The organism is Burkholderia sp. AU45388 (assembly GCF_030481585.1).
Lineage (GTDB): Bacteria > Pseudomonadota > Gammaproteobacteria > Burkholderiales > Burkholderiaceae > Burkholderia > Burkholderia sola.
This window is the reverse complement of the sequence record NZ_JAUJPV010000004.1, coordinates 137165-156023: the sequence shown is the minus strand read 5'-3', so window position 1 is coordinate 156023 and position 18859 is coordinate 137165. Positions and strand designations below refer to the sequence as shown.

The window sequence follows — 18859 nt, the reverse complement described above, 5'->3', positions numbered from 1 at the left end:
GCCGACCGTTCCCTCCGTTTCACGAATCAAGATGACGACCGCTTCCTCGCCGGCCACGCCGGATTACGACCTCGCCATCGTCGGCGCGGGCCCCGTCGGGCTCGCGCTCGCCGGCTGGCTCGCGCGCCGCAGCGCGACGCAGCATGCATCGATCGCGCTGATCGATGCGCGCGAACCGGCCGCGAGCGCGAACGACCCGCGCGCGATCGCCGTGTCGCACGGCAGCCGCGTGCTGCTCGACACGCTCGCGTGGCCCGCCGACGCCACGCCGATCGAACATATCCACGTGTCGCAGCGCGGCCATTTCGGCCGCACGCTGATCGACCGCGACGAACACGCGCTCGCCGCGCTCGGCTACGTGGTGCGCTACGGCTCGATCGTGCAGGCGCTCGCGGGCGCCGTGCGCGGCATGCGCGTCGACTGGCTCACGTCGACCACCGCACGCGCGCCGCAGCAGGACGCCGACGGCGTCACGCTGACGCTCGACGGCCCGCAAGGCGAGCGCACGCTGCGCGCGCGCATCGTCATCAATGCCGAAGGCGGGCTGTTCCACGAACAGCAGGCCGACGCCGGCAAGCATCGCCGCGACTACGGGCAGACCGCGCTCGTCGGCACGGTCACGGTCTCGGCGCCGCGCCCGAACGTCGCGTGGGAACGCTTCACGCACGAAGGCCCGCTCGCGCTGCTGCCGCTCGGCGGGCCGCGTCAGGCCGAGTATTCGCTCGTGTGGTGCTGCGCGCCCGACGAAGCCGCGCGACGTGCCGCGCTGCCGGACGACGCGTTCCTGCGCGAGCTCGGCGGCGTGTTCGGCGAACGCATGGGCGCGTTCGTCGCGATCGCCGGGCGCGCGTCGTTCCCGCTGGGCCTGAACGCCGCGCAGACGCTCGTCAGCGGCCGCGTCGCGGTCGTCGGCAATGCCGCGCAGACGCTGCACCCGGTGGCGGGCCAGGGGCTCAACCTCGGGCTGCGCGATGCGCACACGCTCGTCGACGCGCTGTCCGCGCAAGGCTTCGAGGCGACCGCGCTCGCCACCTTCAACGCGCGCCGCGCGCTCGACCGGCGCTTCACGATCGGCGCGACCGACACGCTGGCGCGGCTGTTTACGATCGACTCGGGCCCGCTTCCGCTGCTGCGCGGCGCCGCGCTTACCGCGCTCGAATTCGTGCCGCCGCTGAAGAAGGCGATCGCGCGCCAGATGATGTTCGGCCAGCGCAACTGACGCGCGGCGCACCGCGACAGCCTCTTCGGGCCATCCAGGCAAACCGGGTCAAATCGGCGGGGCATGGGAATACGGTAAAATGCGCGTTTTCCCTCCGCCCTTTTTGGCCCGCGACGCCCGGCGCTCGCGGGCGGCGCCATTGCGATGCCCGTTATCGGCCCTCACGTATTGCGTAACAACCTGTTCGTCGCCCCGATGGCCGGGGTGACGGATCGTCCGTTCCGCCAGCTGTGCAAACGGCTGGGGGCCGGCTACGCCGTGTCCGAGATGGTCGCGTCCAACGCGCAGCTGTGGAAAAGCGCGAAGACGATGCGGCGCGCGAACCACGAAGGCGAAGTCGAGCCGATCGCGGTGCAGATCGCCGGCGCCGATCCGGCGATGATGGCCGAAGCGGCCCGCTACAACGTCGACAACGGCGCGCAGATCATCGACATCAACATGGGCTGCCCCGCGAAGAAGGTCTGCAACGTCGCGGCCGGCTCCGCGCTGCTGCAGAACGAGCCGCTCGTGCAGCGGATCGTCGAGGCCGTCGTCGCGGCGGTCGGCACCGGGCCCGATGCGGTGCCCGTCACGCTGAAGATCCGCACCGGCTGGGATCGCGAGCACAAGAACGCGATCACGGTCGCGCGCCTGGCCGAAGCAGCCGGCATCTCGATGCTCACCGTGCATGGCCGCACGCGCGCCGACCTGTACCGCGGCGACGCCGAATACGACACCATCGCGGCCGTGAAGGCGGCCGTGCGCATTCCGGTCGTCGCGAACGGCGACATCACGTCGCCCGCCAAGGCGAAGGCCGTGCTCGATGCAACCGGCGCCGACGCGCTGATGATCGGTCGTGCCGCGCAAGGCCGGCCGTGGCTGTTCCGCGAAATCGATCATTTCCTGCAAACCGGCGAGCTGCTGCCCCCGCCGCGGATCGACGAGATCCAGCACGTGATGAACGAACACCTGGAAGACCACTACGCGTTCTACGGTGAATTCACGGGGGTCCGTACTGCGCGCAAGCACATCGGCTGGTACACTCGCGGCCTTTCCGGTGCCAACGGGTTCCGGCACCGAATGAACACGCTCGATTCCACCCGCGAGCAGCTCGCCGCCGTCAATGCATTCTTCGAGGCGCAAAAGGCGCTGTCGGACCACCTCGTCTACGTCGATGACGATGCGGAAAACAGCCAGGGCGAGTCGGACGACCATAACCAGTTAGCAGCATGAGCAAGCACAACATCGAACAATGTGTCCGCGAGAGCCTGGACGTGTATTTCCGGGATCTAGACGGCTCCAATCCGCACGACGTCTATGAAATGGTGATGTCCTGCGTCGAAAAGCCGATGCTCGAGGTCGTGCTCGTACAGGCCGGCGGCAACCAGTCGCTCGCCGCCGAGTACCTCGGCATCAATCGCAATACGCTGCGCAAGAAGCTGCAGCAGCACGGCCTGCTGTAGGCGGCCGTCCCGTCCCCGTTTCCCTGGCTATTGGTGGTTCCATCATGATCAAGCAAGCGCTCATTTCCGTTTCCGACAAGACCGGCATCGTCGACTTCGCGAAGTCGCTGTCCGACCTCGGCGTCAAGCTGCTGTCGACGGGCGGCACCGCGAAACTCCTCGCCGACGCCGGTCTGCCCGTGACCGAAGTGGCCGATTACACCGGCTTCCCGGAAATGCTCGATGGGCGCGTGAAGACGCTGCACCCGAAGGTGCACGGCGGCATCCTCGCGCGCCGCGACCTGCCCGAGCACATGCAGGCGCTGGAACAGCACGGCATCCCGACGATCGACCTGCTGGTCGTGAACCTGTACCCGTTCGTCGCGACGATCGCGAAGGACGACTGCACGCTCGCCGACGCGATCGAGAACATCGACATCGGCGGCCCGACGATGCTGCGCTCGGCCGCGAAGAACCACCGCGACGTGACGGTCGTGGTCGACCCGGCCGACTATGCGGTCGTGCTTGACGAAATGAAGGCGAACGGCAACGCGATCGGCTACCCGACCAACTTCCGCCTCGCGACGAAGGTGTTCGCGCACACCGCGCAATACGACGGCGCGATCACGAACTACCTGACGAGCCTGACCGACGAGCTGCAGCACGCATCGCGCAGCGCATACCCGGCCACGCTCAACATGGCGTTCGACAAGGTGCAGGACCTGCGCTACGGCGAGAACCCGCACCAGAGCGCGGCGTTCTACCGCGACCTCGCGACGCCGGCCGGCGCGCTGGCGAACTATCGCCAGCTGCAGGGCAAGGAACTGTCGTACAACAACATCGCGGATTCGGACGCCGCGTGGGAATGCGTGAAGACGTTCGACGCGCCGGCCTGCGTGATCATCAAGCATGCGAACCCGTGCGGCGTCGCGGTCGGCAACGACTCGGCCGACGCGTATGCGAAGGCGTTCCAGACCGACCCGACCTCCGCGTTCGGCGGCATCATCGCGTTCAACCGCGAAGTCGACGAAGCGGCCGCTCAAGCGGTGGCGAAGCAGTTCGTCGAAGTGCTGATCGCACCGTCGTTCACGGACGCCGCGAAGCAGGTGTTCGCCGCGAAGCAGAACGTGCGCCTGCTGGAGATCGCACTCGGCGACGGCCACAACGCATTCGACCTGAAGCGCGTCGGCGGCGGCCTGCTCGTGCAATCGCTCGATTCGAAGAACGTGCAGCCGAGCGAGCTGCGCGTCGTCACGAAGCGCCAGCCGACCGCGAAGGAAATGGACGACCTGCTGTTCGCATGGCGCGTCGCGAAATACGTGAAGTCGAACGCGATCGTGTTCTGCGGCAACGGCATGACGCTCGGCGTCGGCGCCGGCCAGATGAGCCGCGTCGATTCCGCGCGCATCGCGAGCATCAAGGCGCAGAACGCGGGCCTCACGCTCGCCGGTTCGGCTGTCGCGTCGGATGCGTTCTTCCCGTTCCGCGATGGCCTCGATGTCGTCGTGGCGGCCGGCGCGACCTGCGTGATCCAGCCGGGCGGCTCGATGCGCGACGACGAAGTGATCGCGGCGGCCGACGAGCACGGCATCGCGATGATCCTGACGGGCGTACGCCACTTCCGTCACTGATCGCGGCATGCGGCCCGCGCGGCCGCAGCACGAGAACCCGGCGGCATCACCTCCGCCGGGTTTTTTATTGCGCGGCGCCTTCGCGCATGACCGCGCGACCGGCTTGCCGCACCATTCGTTGTAGTATCGCTGCATCACGCCATCCTCCTCACTCATGCGAATTCTCGGCATCGACCCCGGCCTGCGCGTCACCGGCTTCGGCGTCATCGACGTCAGCGGCCACCGGCTCGCCTATGTCACGAGCGGCGTGATCCGCACGCCGACGGCCGACCTCGCCACCCGGCTCGGCACGATCTTCCAGGGCGTCTCGACGATCGTGCGCGAACACGCACCCGATCAGGCCGCGATCGAAAAGGTGTTCGTCAACGTGAACCCGCAGTCGACGCTGCTGCTCGGCCAGGCGCGCGGCGCCGCGATCTGCGGGCTCGTCGCGGGCGGGCTGCCGGTCGCCGAATACACGGCGCTGCAGCTCAAGCAGGCCGTGGTCGGCTACGGCCGCGCGACCAAGACGCAGATGCAGGAAATGGTCACGCGTCTACTCAACCTGTCCGGCCAGCCGGGCTCGGACGCCGCCGACGCGCTCGGCATGGCGATCTGCCATGCGCACGGCGGCAACACGCTCAGCACGCTCGGCGGCCTCGCGCCGGCGCTCGCGCAGAAAGGGCTGCGCGTGCGGCGCGGCCGGCTGGTCGGCTGATGCCGGCGCGCATCGCGGCCCGGTAGGTCGGCTCGACTGGGTTGGCCGTCTTGGCCGCGTGGGCCGCCTTGACCGTCTTGACCGCTTTACCCGCGCCCGACACGCCCGCGACACGCGCCGCTTCGGCCTGACGGCCGCGCCCATCGGCATTGCGCCGCGCGTGCGCTACACTCGCGCTTTCTTCCTCGCATCCCGTCCTCCATGATCGGTCGCATCGCCGGCATCCTGCTCGAAAAGAACCCGCCTCATCTGCTCGTCGACTGCAACGGCGTCGGCTACGAAATCGACGTGCCGATGAGCACCTTCTACAACCTGCCCCAAACGGGCGAACGCGTCGTGTTGCTCACGCAGCAGATCGTCCGCGAGGACGCGCATCTGCTGTACGGCTTCCTGACGCCGCAGGAGCGCACGACCTTCCGCGAGCTGCTGAAGATCACCGGCATCGGCGCGCGCATGGCGCTCGCCGTGCTGTCCGGCATGAGCGTGCAGGAGCTCGCGCAGGCCGTGACGATGCAGGACGCCGCCCGCCTCACGCGCCTGCCCGGCATCGGCAAGAAGACGGCCGAGCGCCTGCTGCTCGAGCTGAAGGGCAAGCTCGGCGCCGACCTCGGCGCGCTCGCCGGCGCCGCGTCGCCGTCCGACCACGCGACCGACATCCTCAACGCGCTGCTGGCGCTCGGCTACTCCGAGAAGGAAGGCCTGGCCGCGATCAAGAACGTGCCGGCCGGCACCGGCGTGTCCGAAGGCATCAAGCTCGCGCTGAAGGCGCTGTCGAAGGCGTAACGCGCGGTCGATCCGGCCGTCGAAACCAGTGTCGCGCCGCCGCGCGGCACGCGCCAGTCAGCCGTTCGGCCAGGTGGTCCGGGTGCCGTCGCGCGGTACAATGGCCGCATGATTGAAACCGACAAACTCGCCACCGAGCAGCGGATCATCGCCGCCACGCCCGCCTCGTCGCACGAGGAGGTGTTCGAACGTGCGTTGCGGCCGCGCCAGCTCGACGACTACGTCGGCCAGGAAAAGGTGCGCGGCCAGCTCGAGATCTTCATCGAAGCCGCGAAGCGCCGCGCCGAGCCGCTCGATCACGTGCTGCTGTTCGGGCCGCCGGGTCTCGGCAAGACGACGCTCGCACACATCATCGCGCGCGAGATGGGCGTGAATCTGCGTCAGACGTCGGGCCCCGTGCTCGAGCGCGCGGGCGATCTCGCCGCGCTGCTGACGAACCTCGAAGCGAACGACGTGCTGTTCATCGACGAGATCCACCGGCTGTCGCCGGTCGTCGAGGAAATCCTGTATCCGGCGCTCGAGGATTACCAGATCGACATCATGATCGGCGAAGGCCCGGCCGCGCGCAGCGTGAAGCTCGACCTGCAGCCGTTCACGCTGGTCGGCGCGACCACCCGCGCCGGGATGCTGACCAACCCGCTGCGCGATCGGTTCGGGATCGTCGCGCGCCTCGAGTTCTACGACGCCGGTCAACTGTCGCGCATCGTGCGGCGCTCGGCGTCGCTGCTGAACGCGCAGATCGACCCGAGCGGCGCGCTGGAAATCGCGAAGCGCGCGCGCGGCACGCCACGGATCGCGAACCGGCTGCTGCGCCGCGTGCGCGACTTCGCGGAAGTGAAGGCCGACGGCCAGATCACCGCGGCCGTTGCCGATGCCGCGCTCGCGATGCTCGACGTCGATCCGGTCGGCTTCGACCTGATGGACCGCAAGCTGCTCGAAGCGATCCTGTACAAGTTCGACGGCGGCCCGGTCGGCATCGACAACCTCGCGGCGGCGATCGGCGAGGAGCGCGACACGATCGAGGACGTGCTCGAACCGTACCTGATCCAGCAGGGCTTCCTGCAGCGCACGCCACGCGGTCGCGTCGCGACGCTGCTCACGTATCGCCACTTCGGGCTGTCGGTGCCCGATGCCCGCCGCACCGAACGCGACGAGTGGGATACCCCGGACGGGAAGTAATCCGTCGCCCGAGCCGCACCCGCCATGACGACGCCGCCCAGCCGCCACCCCACCACCGTGCCGGGCCCGCGCTGGGCGGAGCCGATCCGCAAGCGGCTCGTGGCGGGCATCACGCACCTGACGGCCGGCGGCGGCGGCCCGTCGATCGATCTCTCGTCACCGCCTGGCGACCCGGGGCTGTTCGGTCCCGACGCCGTGTGCTGGCGCGTGCATGCGGATTTCACGTCGATGATGACGGGCGGCATCGCCGCGCTGCTGCTGCAGGCGCTCCACCCGCTCGCGCTCGCGGGCGTCTGGGATCATTCGTCGTTCCGCACCGACATCTTCGGCCGCTTGCGGCGCACCGCCACGTTCATCACGGGGACGACGTTCGGCAGCCGCGCGGACGCAATCGCGCTGATCGAGCGCGTGAAAGCGATCCATGCGCACATCTCGGGCAGCGCGCCGGACGGCCGGCCGTACCGCGCCGACGATCCGGCCTTGCTGACCTGGGTGCATGTCGCCGAAGTATCGAGTTTCCTCGGCGCGCATCTGCGTTACGTGAATCCGGCGCTGTCAGGCGAGCTGCAGGACCGCTATTACGCGGAGACGGCGCTGGTCGCCGAGCTGCTCGGCGCCCGCGGAGTACCGCGTTCGCGCGCCGAGGTGGCTGCCTATCTCGCGCGCATGCGGCCCGAACTCGAAGCCGGGCCGCGTACGTTCGACGTGATGTCCATCCTGCTGAATGTGCCAGTCGCGAAGCCGGCGCTGCGCCCTGCCGCGTCGCTGGTGATGCATGCCGGGATCGACCTGCTGCCGCCGTGGGCGCAGCGCATGCTCCGTGTGTCGACGTTCGCGCCGTTGCGGCGCGCGGTGGTCCGGCCCGGCATACGCGCGATCGCGCCCGTGTTGCGCTGGGCGCTCGTGAACGGCGCGTCGAAGCGTGCGCGCCGCCGCGCGATGGCCGCCCCGTCCGACGGCGCCCCGCCTGCCTGACGACCCGTTCCCTCGTATCATTTCAATTTGCTGTCAAATCCCTGTGACAAGCTGAAAGGCTTGCCCCCGCGCGCGTTCGCACGTCCTGCTCGTCCAGCACGCCCGTGACCCGCGCGGTGCCCTTCCCACCCGACCGACGCCCGATGCCCGCGATGCCACGCCTGCCGATCCGTTTCGCCCTTGCCGTCAGCCTGTTCACCGTCCTCGCCGCGTGCGGAGGCGACGAGGTCGCCGCCGTCGCGCGCATGGACGCGCAATCGCCGTCCGGAGGCACGTCGACGACGCCGGCTCCCACGCCGCAACCGGGCAAGTGGAAAGCCGCCCGCGCCGGCGACCTGATCGACGTGACGCTCGGCGATCTCCATCCGACGCAGGGTGCGATCGGCTACGACCAGATCTACTACAAGCTCGACCGCTACGAACGGCAGCCCGACAAGAAGTTCGACGACTTCTGCGCGGACGAAGGCCTCGGCGGCGTCGCATCGAGCGGCTACACGGCCCGATCGTCGCTGCGCGAACCGGCCAGCTACACGTGCGCGACGACCGACCCGAACGCCCGCGACCGTTCGGTGCTGAAACCCGTCGTGATTGGCCCGAACGGCGGTGCGCTATATTTGACCGACGGCCACCACGGCCTGTCGACCTATTACGAGACGCCCGACGGCGGCCCGGTGCTGCACGTGCACGTCGTCGTCAAGGACAACCTCAGCGACTACTCGGGCGATGCGTTCTGGCAGCAGATGCAAAGCCGCGGCTATCTGCGCCTGAAGAACGGCGAAGGCAAGCCGATCACGACCGCGCAACTGCCGACCGGCCTCGGCCTGACACTCGGGATGACGAACGACCGCTATCGGTCGCTCGTCTATTTCACGCGCGACATCGGCTACGGCAAGCCCGCGCAAGCGACCGACTACCTCGAGTTCTACTGGGCCGACTGGCTGCGCGCGCAGCCGGGCACGTTCGCGCTGGCCGGCTACGATCTGACGCGGCCCGGCGCGACCGATCCCGATCCGGCGAAGGCCGACACGGGCTACCTGAATGCAGTCTGGAATGCGTCGACGCGGATGGTCGCGGCCACGGACCCGGTGATCGACGGCAAGACAGGCGCCGACCTCAGGCGCGCCGATGCGATCAACGGCGGGAAGAAATACAGCAAGGGGGAATTCGACAAGCTGCGCCAGCCGATCACGGCCGACAAGCCCGGCAAGATCGCGTACGCGCTCGACTACAAGGCGCATCACGGGCTGCCGCGGTAAGCGTCACGCCGGAAGAAAGCGCCCTCCCGGGCGAGCCATGCCGGGCCGGGTTGGCATGCTCAGAGCACCTTGCGGTACCCGTCGTCATCGGCGCTCGCGGCTTCGAGATGCGACACGTCGGCCCATCGCACGACCTGCGCGCGGCCATCCACGTAATCGACGACGTTGATGCTGGTGTTGAGCAGCTGATAGTTGCGCGGCGCCGACAGCTCGATCCCGTTCGCGAAGCGATACACGCAATCGAGCACGCCGCCGTGCGCGACGCATGCGATCCGGCCGCCCGGATGCGCGGCGACGATCGGTTCGAGCGCATGCAGCACGCGGTGATAGAACGCACGCTGCGACTCGCCGCCCTCCGGCGCGAAGCCCGGATCGCGCGTCTGCCACGCCGCATATGCGTCCGGAAACAGCGCCTCGATTTCGGTGCTGTCGTGCCCCTGGAATGCGCCGTACGAGCGTTCGCGCAGCCCTTCTCGCAGCAGCAGCGACAACCCGAGCACATCGGCAAACGGTTGGGCGGTCTGTTGCGCGCGCATCAGGTCGCTCGAATACACCGCGTCGATCCGCGTGCCGTCGCGCGCCTCGCGCCCGAGCCGCGCCGCGAGCCGCTGCGCCTGCGCGAGCCCCGTGTCGGCCAGCGGGATGTCGATATGCCCCTGGATACGCTTGATGCGATTCCAGGCCGTCTCGCCATGGCGGATGAAAAGAATCTGCGTGGTGGCCATCGCGGCGCGTCTCCGGGAAAGAATCAGGGCCGCACTTGCAGCCAGAACGTCACGGGGCCGTCGTTGACGAGCGACACCTGCATGTCGGCGCCGAACTCGCCCGTCTCGACGACGGGATGGCGCGCCCGCGCGGCCGCGACGAAATAGTCGAACAGCCGCGCGCCTTCGTCGGGCGGCGCGGCCGGCGTGAAGCTCGGACGCAGCCCGCTGTTGGTATCGGCCGCGAGCGTGAACTGCGACACGAGCAGCAGGCCGCCGGCACGGCCTTCGCCGTCGATGTTCGATACCGGCAGGTTCATCTTGCCGGCTGCGTCGCTGAACACGCGGTAGCCGAGCAGCTTCGCGAGAAGCTTGTCGGCCGCGGCCTCGGTATCGCCGCGCTCCGCGCAGACCAGCGCGAGCAGGCCCGCGCCGATCTCGCCCGTCGTCCGGCCGCCGACGCGTACGTCGGCGCGCGTCACGCGCTGGATCAGCGCGATCATGCGGTCAGCGTGACGCGTGCGAAGCGGCGCTTGCCGACCTGCACGACGAACTCGCCGGCCTCGACCTTCAGGCCCTTGTCGGACACGATCGTGCCATCGATCTTCACGCCGCCCTGCTCGATGTTGCGCAGCGCTTCGCTCGTCGACGGCACGAGACCGGCCTGCTTCAGCAACTGACCGATCGCCAGCGGCGCGCCGGCCAGCGTGACCGACGGAATGTCGTCCGGCACGCCGCCCTTCGCGCGGTGGTTGAAGTCGTCGAGCGCGCGCTCGGCGTCGGCCTGCGAGTGAAAGCGCGCGACGATTTCCTGCGCGAGCAGCACCTTGAAGTCGCGCGGATTGCGGCCGCCCTCGGCCTCGCGCTTGAAGCCGGCGATTTCATCGAGGCTGCGGAACGACAGCAACTCGAAGTAACGCCACATCAGCGTGTCCGAGATGCTCATCAGCTTGCCGAACATGTCGGTCGGCTTCTCGCTGATGCCGACGTAGTTGCCCTTCGACTTCGACATCTTCTCGACGCCGTCGAGGCCTTCGAGCAGTGGCATCGTCAGGATGCACTGCTGTTCCTGGCCGTACTGCTTCTGCAGTTCGCGGCCGACCAGCAGGTTGAACTTCTGGTCGGTGCCGCCGAGTTCGAGATCGGCGTTCAGCGCGACCGAATCGTAGCCCTGCATCAGCGGGTACAGGAATTCGTGGATCGAGATCGGCACGCCGCTCTGGAAGCGCTTCGTGAAATCCTCGCGCTCGAGGATCCGCGCGACCGTGTAGCGCGACGCGAGCTTGATCATTCCGTCCGCGCCGAGCGGCATCGACCATTCGCTGTTGTAGCGGATCTCGGTCTTGTCGCGGTCGAGCACGAGCGCGGCCTGCTCGAAGTAGGTCTTCGCGTTCGATTCGATCTGCTCGCGCGTGAGCGGCGGACGCGTCGCGTTGCGGCCCGACGGATCGCCGATCAGCGACGTGAAATCGCCGATCAGGAAGATCACCGTATGGCCGAGGTCCTGCAGCTGGCGCATCTTGTTCAGCACGACCGTATGGCCGATGTGGATGTCCGGCGCGGTCGGATCGAGGCCGAGCTTGATGCGAAGCGGCTTGCCGGTGGCTGCGCTGCGCGCGAGCTTCTGCGCGAACTCTTCCTCGATCAGCAGCTCGTCGACGCCGCGCTTCGTGACGGCGAGCGCATGCCGGACTTCATCGGTGATCGGGAAAACGGGCTTGGAACTGGGTTCGGTGCTCATCGGGGCCAGGAAGAATGTCGCAAAAACAGGGATTTTCCCATAACTTGCGCGCGCATCGCTTAACGACGCGTCACGTTGCGCGGATAATCGGGCGCAAGGCGCGCGGCACCGGCCCGCGCCGCACGATCCAGGAGAACCCAACGTGCCGCAACGACCGCCGCAGAATGCCCATCCGGCAGACGGCATCTACTTCGGGCTGATGTCGGGAACCAGCATGGACGGCGTCGACGGCGTCGCCGTGCGTTTCGAGGCCGGCCGCGCGCCGGTCGTGCTCGCGGAAGCGTTCGTCGGCTTCGCGCAATCGCTGCGCGACGCGCTGTTCGCGCTGCAGCAGCCCGGCGACGACGAGATCGACCGCGAATCGCTCGCGGCGAATGCGCTCGTCACGCGCTATGCGGTGTGCTGCCATGAACTGCAGCGCACGGCCGGGCTGTCGCGCGACGAGATCCGCGCGATCGGCGTGCACGGCCAGACGGTGCGCCATCGCCCCGAGCGCGGCTATACGCGCCAGCTCAACAATCCGGCGCTGCTCGCCGAGCTGACCCAGGTCGACGTGATCGCCGATTTCCGCAGCCGCGACGTCGCCGCCGGCGGCCACGGCGCGCCGCTCGCGCCGGCCTTCCACGCGACGGTGTTCGGCGCGCCGGGCGAAACGCGGGTCGTCTGCAATCTCGGCGGGATCAGCAACATCACGATCCTGCCCGGCGGGGACGGCGACGTGCGCGGCTTCGACTGCGGCCCCGCGAATGCGCTGATCGACGCCTGGGCCACCCGCCATCTGGGCAAGCCGTACGACGACGGCGGCAAGTTCGCCGCACGCGGCACCGTCCACGCGCCGCTGCTCGACGCGCTGCTCGACGAACCGTATTTCACCGCGCCGCCGCCGAAAAGCACCGGACGCGACCTGTTCAATCCCGCGTGGCTCGATGCAAAGCTCGCCGCGTTCCCGCAGGTTGCGCCGGAGGATGTGCAAGCGACGCTCACCGCGCTGACCGCCGTGTCGGTCGCACGCGAAATCGCGCAGCACGCGCCAGGCTGCAAGGCCGTGTTCGTATGCGGCGGCGGCGCACGCAATCCTGTGCTGCTCGATGCGCTCCGGCACGCACTGCGCGAGGCCGGCGTGCCGGCCACCGTCGACACGACGGCCGCGCTCGGCGTGCCGCCGCAGCAGGTCGAAGCGCTCGCGTTCGCGTGGCTCGCGTACCGCTTCACCGCGCGCCAGCCCGGCAATCTCGCGACGGTCACCGGCGCAGCCGGCAACCGCGTGCTCGGCGCGCTCTATCCGCGCTGATGCGATACGCGCCGCGCGACGGGCGCCGTCGCGCGAGCGCGCATAAAAAAAACGGGGCATGAAGCCCCGTTTTTCATGCCGGCGAACCGGCGCGGATCTGCCGTGCGCTCAGACCGAGAACGACGAGCCGCACCCGCAGGTGGTGGTCGCGTTCGGGTTCTTGATCACGAACTGGGCGCCGTTGAGGTCGTCCTTGTAGTCGATCTCGGCGCCGACCAGGTACTGGTAGCTCATCGAGTCGATCAGGAGCTGGACGCCGTTCTTGTTCATCACGGTGTCGTCCTCGTTGACTTCCTCGTCGAACGTGAAGCCATACTGGAAGCCGGAGCAGCCGCCACCCTGCACGAACACGCGCAGCTTGAGGTCGGGATTGCCCTCTTCGTCGATCAGTTGCTTGACCTTGTCGGCCGCGGCGTCGGTGAAGACGAACGGCAGCGGCATATCGGTCGTCGTTGCTGCGGATTCGGTAACAGCGTTCATTCGAACTCTCCAAAAAGCTTTAGCCGCTATTGTAGGGCCGATCAGAAGATCGTGCTGAAGTCCATGAAATCAATAGGTTCTTGTCGATTTCATCAAACGCGCCCGCGCCGGGGCCGCTGCGGCGGCCCGGAAGCGGGCATAAAAAAACCGCCAGCGTGAAAGCTGGCGGTTTTTCCGGCGGACGCCGCCCGGAAGCGGCGAGGCCATGAAGCGGAATTAACGCTTCGAGAACTGCTTTGCGCGGCGTGCCTTGCGCAGACCGACTTTCTTACGCTCGACTTCACGCGCATCGCGCGTGACGAAGCCTGCGCTCGACAGCGACGGCTTCAGCGTCGCATCGTAGTCGATCAGTGCACGGGTGATGCCGTGGCGCACTGCGCCTGCCTGACCCGTTTCGCCGCCGCCGTTGACGTTCACCTTGATGTCGAACGTCTGGCCGTGGTTCGTGAGTTCCAGCGGTTGACGCACGATCATCAGCGACGTTTCGCGCGAGAAGTAGTCAGCGATGGGCTTGCCGTTGACGATGATGTCGCCCTTGCCAGCCTTGATGAAGACACGTGCGACTGCGCTCTTGCGGCGGCCCGTACCGTAGTTCCAGTTACCGATCATGTGGGTCCCCTTAGATCTCGAGCGCCTTCGGCTGTTGAGCCGAGTGCGGATGCGTCGCTTCTGCGTAGACCTTCAGCTTCTTGATCATCGCGTAACCGAGCGGGCCCTTCGGCAGCATGCCCTTGACCGCCTTCTCGAGCGCGCGGCCCGGGAAGCGTTCCTGCATCTTGCCGAACGTCGTTTCATAGATACCGCCCGGGTAGCCCGAGTGACGGTAGTACTTCTTGTCCAGCGTCTTGTTGCCCGTGACCTTCAACTTGCTCGCGTTGATGATGATGATGAAATCACCAGTGTCGACGTGCGGGGTGAACTCAGGCTTGTGCTTGCCGCGCAGACGGCGTGCCACTTCGCTGGCAACACGGCCGAGAACCTTATCCGTCGCGTCAATCACGTACCATTCGCGCGTCACCTCATGGGCTTTTGCGGAAAACGTCTTCATGATCGATCCAAAAAAAATGCTTTGCCCGATGTGTTCTTCCTGCTTGTCTGTGTGCGCTTCGAGGCGCGGTGCAGGCTCTCCCTGTTCTTTTTCCGTGGGCATGAATGCGGAAAAGCCCTGAATTATAAAGGAAATACGGCTGCGTGGTCAAAGAGAATCCACGCCCCGTGTTCGCGGCGGCCGAAATGGGCCAAAATCCGGTCGTGCTCCGACAAACCAGGCGAACCGAGCGCCTGAGGCGGCACCCCTCGACGCGCGGCACATGACCTTGCCGCGCCAGACCGGCCGAACCCGAAAAACAACAAACCAGCATGATGAAACAACGACTTACGCCCTTCCTCGCGGCCGCCCTGCTGGCCGCCGCGGCGCCCGCCGTCGCCGCCTCCGGCTGCGAAGCCAAGCTCGACGCGCTCGATGCACGCATCGCCGAAGCCCGAACCGCCCATGCCGAAGACCGTATCGTGCGCCTGCGCGCGGTGCGCGAACGCGTCCGCCACTTCTGCGCACGCGGCCACGCGCCGGCCGCCCAGGCACCGGCTGCGGAGGCCGACTCGCGCGGCACGCCGCCGGACGCGAGCTCTCAGCCGGCCGCGCGACAGCCCGCGTGACGGTGCCGGCGCGCGCAAGCCGCGCGCCGATGCTTGCATGGGACGAAAAAAAGCCCGAACGGCTGGTTCGGGCTTAATCCACCTTAGGAGGAGGGTGGAGGAGACATTCGGAGGTTGCCGCAGCGCGACAACCAATGAGGCTCATTATACGAATGCCCGACCGACTCCACAAGAAAATTTGCATTGCGAAATCATATCCCACGATACGGGATCTCCGCGAGCGAGCTTACAGGATTGAATTTCTATTTAAAATCAATTACATAAGCAAGCCTCACACGACCTGGAATCTCCCACACCTAGAGCAAAACCCCTAAATTCAACAAGGAAATCGCCGCTCGCCGCCCCGCTCGCGCGGCGCCGGCATTGCACGTCGTGCAGCGCATCAGCCGACCGTTGCGCCGCGGGCTACAATGCCGGATCGAATCCGAATCAGGCAACGCTGGAGTGCAAGCATGGAATGCAAAGTAAGCTGGATGGGCCAGGACGGCATGGCGTTTTCCGCCGAGACCGGCAGCGGGCATCTCGTCACGATGGACGGCGCGCCCGAAGGCGGCGGCCACAACCTCGCGCCGCGTCCGATGGAGATGGTGCTGCTCGGCACCGGCGGCTGCACGGCTTATGACGTCGTGCTGATCCTGAAGAAGAGCCGCCAGGAAGTGAGCGGCTGCTCGGTCACGCTGAAGGCCGAGCGCGCGAGCGAAGATCCGAAGGTGTTCACGAAGGTGCACTTCCACTTCACGGTCACCGGCCGCAATCTGAACCCGGCCACGGTCGAGCGCGCGATCAACCTGTCGCACGACAAGTATTGCTCCGCGTCGATCATGATCGCGAAGACGGCCGAACTCACGCATTCGTTCGACATCGTCGCCGCCTGACCGCACGGCGCGCGCATTGAAAAAGGGCCGGCGCTCCGCAGGGAGCGCCGGCCCTTTCGCATTCGAACGGCAAAGCAGGCCGATAAGCCGGATTCTGTGCACGCCGCGCGCCGAAGCGCGCAACGCGTGGCAGTCATTCCTCTAGGCGCGCCATTGCTGACGCGCTCAAGCTTCCTACCCGCAGACGAGACGGGGGCCCCGTCCTGCATCCGAAAATGCGCGCCTGCCTACTTGGAATTGCTCCGGGTGGAGGTTACCGTGCCGGCGAACGTCGCCGTCGCCGCGGTGCGCTCTTACCGCACCGTTTCACCCTTACCTGATCCCGGCTTGCGCCGGGCCATCGGCGGTTTGCTTTCTGTTGCCCTGTTCCGCGTGTCGCCACGGATGGCCGTTAGCCATCACCCTGCCCTGTGGAGTCCGGACTTTCCTCGCCCCCGCGCGCCCGAAGGCGGCGAAGCCGCGACTGCCTAGCCTGCTTTGCGACGCGCATTCTAGCACCGCGCGCCGCGGTCGGCAGCGCGCGAGCCGCCGCCACGGCGAAACACGGCCGGATCGACGCGACCGGGTTCGCGCGGCGGCGCGCCGCTCACGCGAGTTTCCAGCCGATCGTCTCGCCGCCGCGCAGCGGCACGACCGGCGTATCGCCCGCGAAGATCTCGCGCGGCAGTTCCCACGCCTCGCGGCGCAGCGTGACCGTCTCGGCGCTGCGCGGCAGCCCGTAGAAATCGGCGCCGAAGAAGCTCGCGAACCCTTCCAGCTTGTCGAGCGCGCCGGCGGTGTCGAATGCTTCCGCGTACAGTTCGAGCGCGTGCAGCGCCGTGTAGCAGCCCGCGCAGCCGCACGCGGTTTCCTTCGCGCCGCGCGCATGCGGCGCGCTGTCGGTGCCGAGGAAGAAGCGCGGGTTGCCCGACGTCGCGGCCTCGACCAGCGCCACGCGATGCGTCTCGCGCTTGAGCACCGGCAGGCAGTAGTAATGCGGGCGAATCCCGCCGACGAACAGCGCATTGCGGTTGTACAGCAGGTGATGCGCGGTGATCGTCGCGCCGAGCAGGCCGGGCGCCGCGTCGGCATCGCGCACGTAGTCGGCCGCGTCCTTCGTCGTGATGTGTTCGAACACGACCTTCAGGCCGGGGAAGTCGCGGCGCAGCGGCGTCATCACGCGGTCGATGAACACCTTTTCGCGGTCGAACAGGTCGATCGACGCATCGGTCACCTCGCCGTGCACGAGCAGCGGCATGCCGGTTTCCTGCATCGCCTCGAGCGTCTTCGCGCATTTCGCGAGATCGGTGACGCCGTGGTCGGAATTCGTCGTAGCGCCTGCCGGGTACAGCTTCACGCCGTGCACGAAGCCGCTTTCGCGAGCGCGGCGGATTTCGTCGGGCGGCGTGTTGTCGGTCAGGTACAGCGTCATCAGCGGTTCGAACGTCATCCCGGCCGGCAACGCGGCGAGGATGCGCTCGCGATAGGCCTGCGCCTGCGCGGTGGTCGTGACCGGCGGCTTCAGGTTCGGCATGACGATGGCGCGGCCGAACTGGCGGGCCGTGTGCGGCAGCACGGCAGCGAGCATGTCGCCGTCGCGCAGGTGCAGGTGCCAGTCGTCGGGACGGGCGAGCGAAAGCGTCGCCGGGGAAGAAGCGTTCGAGGCAGTCATAGGAGGCGTCGTGAGGAACGGGCTTGCGAACGGCGGGGCCGGAACGCGCGTGCGCGGGCCGATTGACGGCAAACCGCAACACGGGGCCTTTGGCCAGCGGAATCCGCTTTTTACCGCTCTGGGCTCGGTGATATGCTAGAAGCCGCATTGTACCGGGGTTCGCCCGGTTCGTTACCCTGCTTCAGCCTGCCGCCCCACGTAAAATGTGCCAACTCCTTGGAATGAACTGCGCCGCGCCGACGGACGTCACATTCTCCTTCACAGGTTTCGCGGCCCGGGGCGGGCTCACCGATCACCATGCCGACGGCTGGGGCATCGCGTTCTTCGAGGACAAGGCCTGTCGCCTCTTCGTCGATCACCAGGCATCGGCCACGTCGCCGCTCGCCGAAATGGTGAAGCGCTACCCCATCAAGTCCAAGAACACGATCGCGCACATCCGCAAGGCGACGCAAGGGCACATCCTCCTCGAGAACAGCCATCCGTTCATGCGCGAGCTGTGGGGACGGCACTGGATCTTCGCGCATAACGGCGACCTGCAGGACTACGCGCCGGACATGGACGGCAGCGTCTACCATCCGGTCGGCACGACCGACAGCGAACAGGCGTTCTGCGTGCTGATGCAGGGGCTGCGTCAAGCCTTTCCGGGTGCGCAGCCGCCGCTGCCCGAACTGTTCGAGCGGGTCGGCGAACTGACGCGCGGCATCACCGATCACGGCGTGTTCAATTTCCTGATGTCGAACGGCCAGGCGCTCTTCGCGCACTGCTCGACGCGGCTGCACTATCTCGTGCGGCGCTGGCCGTTCTCGACCGCGCATCTCGTCGACGAAGACCTGTCGATCGACTTCGCGAAATACACGACGCCCGAGGATCGCGTCGCGGTGATCGCGACGCAGCCGCTCACCGACAACGAAGTCTGGACCGCATTCGAGCCGGGCGAGCTGATCATGTTCCAGTGCGGCGACGTCGCCGCGCGGATGCGGATTCCGGTGCCCGAACGCGTGCTCGAGAAGCTGCGCAACCCGTCGCTCGACGCGTCGGCGTCCGCGCCGCGCACGGCGGTGCGCGAAGCGCTCGCCACCGCGGCCGACGTCGATTCCGACGACGCGATCGATTTCTGACGCGCGGCATCGGCCGCGTCCGCTTCCTGCTTGCTTTCTGCTTGCCGCGCGCGTCGCACGATGCGACGACGAGGCCCATCATCAACGCAAATCGCCTCGCGCCGGCCAATACGGTTTCATTTCGCCCACCGCCCGGCGCAACGAATCGACGCCACGCAACATTCGCTTGATTTTATTAATTT

At 67.4% G+C, this 18859-nt stretch carries 20 protein-coding genes and 1 other RNA gene; 13 read left to right on the top strand and 8 right to left on the bottom strand.

The window, feature by feature from the left end; genetic code table 11:
* Positions 1-31 precede the first annotated feature (31 nt).
* From QZM72_RS10420 to QZM72_RS10380, 9 genes are all read left to right on the top strand, one after another.
* Positions 32-1219, top strand: a complete 1188-nt coding sequence (locus tag QZM72_RS10420) for a UbiH/UbiF/VisC/COQ6 family ubiquinone biosynthesis hydroxylase (RefSeq protein WP_089466692.1) — start codon at positions 32-34, stop codon at positions 1217-1219.
* 144 nt (positions 1220-1363) lie between these two features.
* Positions 1364-2431 (top strand): tRNA dihydrouridine synthase DusB, encoded by a 1068-nt coding sequence (gene dusB / locus QZM72_RS10415; RefSeq protein ID WP_069616741.1) that lies wholly within the window; start codon positions 1364-1366, stop codon positions 2429-2431.
* A complete protein-coding gene (locus tag QZM72_RS10410) occupies positions 2428-2661 on the top strand; it encodes a Fis family transcriptional regulator (protein WP_006476892.1) in 234 nt (77 codons plus the stop codon). The genes dusB and QZM72_RS10410 overlap by 4 nt, the downstream gene beginning before the upstream one ends.
* A gap of 44 nt (positions 2662-2705) precedes the next feature.
* The gene (purH, locus tag QZM72_RS10405) at positions 2706-4271 is read left to right on the top strand and encodes a bifunctional phosphoribosylaminoimidazolecarboxamide formyltransferase/IMP cyclohydrolase (RefSeq protein ID WP_089466691.1); all 1566 of its coding nucleotides are present in this window, start codon (positions 2706-2708) and stop codon (positions 4269-4271) included.
* Between the two features lie 154 nt (positions 4272-4425).
* Positions 4426-4968 carry a crossover junction endodeoxyribonuclease RuvC gene (ruvC, locus tag QZM72_RS10400; RefSeq protein ID WP_006476894.1) on the top strand — a complete coding sequence of 181 codons (543 nt, stop codon included), beginning with the start codon at positions 4426-4428 and terminating at the stop codon, positions 4966-4968.
* Between the two features lie 201 nt (positions 4969-5169).
* The gene (gene ruvA, locus QZM72_RS10395) at positions 5170-5751 is read left to right on the top strand and encodes a Holliday junction branch migration protein RuvA (RefSeq protein ID WP_021162490.1); all 582 of its coding nucleotides are present in this window, start codon (positions 5170-5172) and stop codon (positions 5749-5751) included.
* 108 nt (positions 5752-5859) lie between these two features.
* On the top strand, positions 5860-6930 hold the full coding sequence (gene ruvB / locus QZM72_RS10390) for a Holliday junction branch migration DNA helicase RuvB (protein ID WP_301738008.1): 1071 nt from the start codon (positions 5860-5862) through the stop codon (positions 6928-6930).
* Positions 6931-6954: 24 nt separating this feature from the next.
* The gene (locus QZM72_RS10385; RefSeq protein ID WP_301738007.1) at positions 6955-7905 is read left to right on the top strand and encodes an oxygenase MpaB family protein; all 951 of its coding nucleotides are present in this window, start codon (positions 6955-6957) and stop codon (positions 7903-7905) included.
* 143 nt (positions 7906-8048) lie between these two features.
* Complete coding sequence (locus tag QZM72_RS10380) at positions 8049-9161, top strand: ParB/Srx family N-terminal domain-containing protein (RefSeq protein ID WP_301738006.1); 1113 nt, start codon at positions 8049-8051, stop codon at positions 9159-9161.
* A gap of 59 nt (positions 9162-9220) precedes the next feature.
* On the opposite strand, the gene QZM72_RS10375 is transcribed toward QZM72_RS10380, so the two are convergent.
* Genes QZM72_RS10375 through tyrS form a run of 3 tightly spaced genes read right to left on the bottom strand, consistent with a single transcriptional unit; the run spans position 9221 to position 11606 of the window.
* A complete protein-coding gene (locus QZM72_RS10375) occupies positions 9221-9886 on the bottom strand; it encodes a histidine phosphatase family protein (protein ID WP_301738005.1) in 666 nt (221 codons plus the stop codon).
* 23 nt (positions 9887-9909) lie between these two features.
* Positions 9910-10368: a D-aminoacyl-tRNA deacylase gene (gene dtd / locus QZM72_RS10370; protein ID WP_006483442.1), complete on the bottom strand. Its 459-nt coding sequence runs from the start codon at positions 10366-10368 to the stop codon at positions 9910-9912.
* Positions 10365-11606: a tyrosine--tRNA ligase gene (tyrS, locus tag QZM72_RS10365; RefSeq protein ID WP_301738004.1), complete on the bottom strand. Its 1242-nt coding sequence runs from the start codon at positions 11604-11606 to the stop codon at positions 10365-10367. The genes dtd and tyrS overlap by 4 nt, the downstream gene beginning before the upstream one ends.
* A gap of 142 nt (positions 11607-11748) precedes the next feature.
* Between tyrS and QZM72_RS10360 the strand changes: the two genes are divergently transcribed.
* The gene (locus QZM72_RS10360; RefSeq protein ID WP_301738003.1) at positions 11749-12897 is read left to right on the top strand and encodes an anhydro-N-acetylmuramic acid kinase; all 1149 of its coding nucleotides are present in this window, start codon (positions 11749-11751) and stop codon (positions 12895-12897) included.
* 108 nt (positions 12898-13005) lie between these two features.
* Here the strand turns inward: QZM72_RS10360 and erpA are convergent, their stop codons facing one another.
* From erpA to rplM, 3 genes are all read right to left on the bottom strand, one after another.
* Positions 13006-13377, bottom strand: coding sequence for an iron-sulfur cluster insertion protein ErpA (gene erpA, locus QZM72_RS10355; protein ID WP_006759918.1), 372 nt, complete (start codon positions 13375-13377; stop codon positions 13006-13008).
* Positions 13378-13593: 216 nt separating this feature from the next.
* On the bottom strand, positions 13594-13986 hold the full coding sequence (gene rpsI / locus QZM72_RS10350; RefSeq protein WP_006476904.1) for a 30S ribosomal protein S9: 393 nt from the start codon (positions 13984-13986) through the stop codon (positions 13594-13596).
* Between the two features lie 10 nt (positions 13987-13996).
* Positions 13997-14425, bottom strand: coding sequence for a 50S ribosomal protein L13 (rplM, locus tag QZM72_RS10345; RefSeq protein ID WP_009687896.1), 429 nt, complete (start codon positions 14423-14425; stop codon positions 13997-13999).
* 311 nt (positions 14426-14736) lie between these two features.
* Here rplM and QZM72_RS10340 point away from each other — a divergent pair, with 311 nt between their 5' ends.
* Both QZM72_RS10340 and QZM72_RS10335 read left to right on the top strand, forming a co-directional pair.
* Entirely contained in the window at positions 14737-15033 is a 297-nt protein-coding gene (locus QZM72_RS10340) for a DUF1090 family protein (RefSeq protein WP_089466684.1), read from the top strand.
* 410 nt (positions 15034-15443) lie between these two features.
* Positions 15444-15908 (top strand): OsmC family protein, encoded by a 465-nt coding sequence (locus QZM72_RS10335; protein WP_074801272.1) that lies wholly within the window; start codon positions 15444-15446, stop codon positions 15906-15908.
* A gap of 67 nt (positions 15909-15975) precedes the next feature.
* On the opposite strand, the gene rnpB is transcribed toward QZM72_RS10335, so the two are convergent.
* Positions 15976-16387, bottom strand: an RNA gene (rnpB, locus tag QZM72_RS10330) — RNase P RNA component class A.
* Between the two features lie 107 nt (positions 16388-16494).
* Positions 16495-17559 (bottom strand): dihydroorotase, encoded by a 1065-nt coding sequence (gene pyrC / locus QZM72_RS10325; protein WP_089466683.1) that lies wholly within the window; start codon positions 17557-17559, stop codon positions 16495-16497.
* 203 nt (positions 17560-17762) lie between these two features.
* On the opposite strand from pyrC, the gene QZM72_RS10320 reads away from it, so the two are divergent.
* Positions 17763-18677, top strand: a complete 915-nt coding sequence (locus tag QZM72_RS10320; protein ID WP_089466682.1) for a class II glutamine amidotransferase — start codon at positions 17763-17765, stop codon at positions 18675-18677.
* The last annotated feature ends 182 nt before the right edge of the window (positions 18678-18859 follow it).

Bases quoted from the DNA above. Each gene is read 5' to 3' on its own strand.
- ruvA (WP_021162490.1), top strand. From the start codon at position 5,170: ATGATCGGTCGCATCGCCGGCATCCTGCTCGAAAAGAACCCGCCTCAT.
- QZM72_RS10410 (WP_006476892.1), top strand. From the start codon at position 2,428: ATGAGCAAGCACAACATCGAACAATGTGTCCGCGAGAGCCTGGACGTG.
- ruvB (WP_301738008.1), top strand. From the start codon at position 5,860: ATGATTGAAACCGACAAACTCGCCACCGAGCAGCGGATCATCGCCGCC.
- QZM72_RS10320 (WP_089466682.1), top strand. From the start codon at position 17,763: ATGTGCCAACTCCTTGGAATGAACTGCGCCGCGCCGACGGACGTCACA.
- rplM (WP_009687896.1), bottom strand. From the start codon at position 14,425: ATGAAGACGTTTTCCGCAAAAGCCCATGAGGTGACGCGCGAATGGTAC.
- dtd (WP_006483442.1), bottom strand. From the start codon at position 10,368: ATGATCGCGCTGATCCAGCGCGTGACGCGCGCCGACGTACGCGTCGGC.
- QZM72_RS10375 (WP_301738005.1), bottom strand. From the start codon at position 9,886: ATGGCCACCACGCAGATTCTTTTCATCCGCCATGGCGAGACGGCCTGG.
- ruvC (WP_006476894.1), top strand. From the start codon at position 4,426: ATGCGAATTCTCGGCATCGACCCCGGCCTGCGCGTCACCGGCTTCGGC.
- QZM72_RS10335 (WP_074801272.1), top strand. From the start codon at position 15,444: ATGCCGGATCGAATCCGAATCAGGCAACGCTGGAGTGCAAGCATGGAA.
- QZM72_RS10385 (WP_301738007.1), top strand. From the start codon at position 6,955: ATGACGACGCCGCCCAGCCGCCACCCCACCACCGTGCCGGGCCCGCGC.
- erpA (WP_006759918.1), bottom strand. From the start codon at position 13,377: ATGAACGCTGTTACCGAATCCGCAGCAACGACGACCGATATGCCGCTG.
- rpsI (WP_006476904.1), bottom strand. From the start codon at position 13,986: ATGATCGGTAACTGGAACTACGGTACGGGCCGCCGCAAGAGCGCAGTC.
- dusB (WP_069616741.1), top strand. From the start codon at position 1,364: ATGCCCGTTATCGGCCCTCACGTATTGCGTAACAACCTGTTCGTCGCC.
- tyrS (WP_301738004.1), bottom strand. From the start codon at position 11,606: ATGAGCACCGAACCCAGTTCCAAGCCCGTTTTCCCGATCACCGATGAA.
- QZM72_RS10380 (WP_301738006.1), top strand. From the start codon at position 8,049: ATGCCCGCGATGCCACGCCTGCCGATCCGTTTCGCCCTTGCCGTCAGC.
- purH (WP_089466691.1), top strand. From the start codon at position 2,706: ATGATCAAGCAAGCGCTCATTTCCGTTTCCGACAAGACCGGCATCGTC.
- pyrC (WP_089466683.1), bottom strand. From the start codon at position 17,559: ATGACTGCCTCGAACGCTTCTTCCCCGGCGACGCTTTCGCTCGCCCGT.
- QZM72_RS10420 (WP_089466692.1), top strand. From the start codon at position 32: ATGACGACCGCTTCCTCGCCGGCCACGCCGGATTACGACCTCGCCATC.
- QZM72_RS10340 (WP_089466684.1), top strand. From the start codon at position 14,737: ATGATGAAACAACGACTTACGCCCTTCCTCGCGGCCGCCCTGCTGGCC.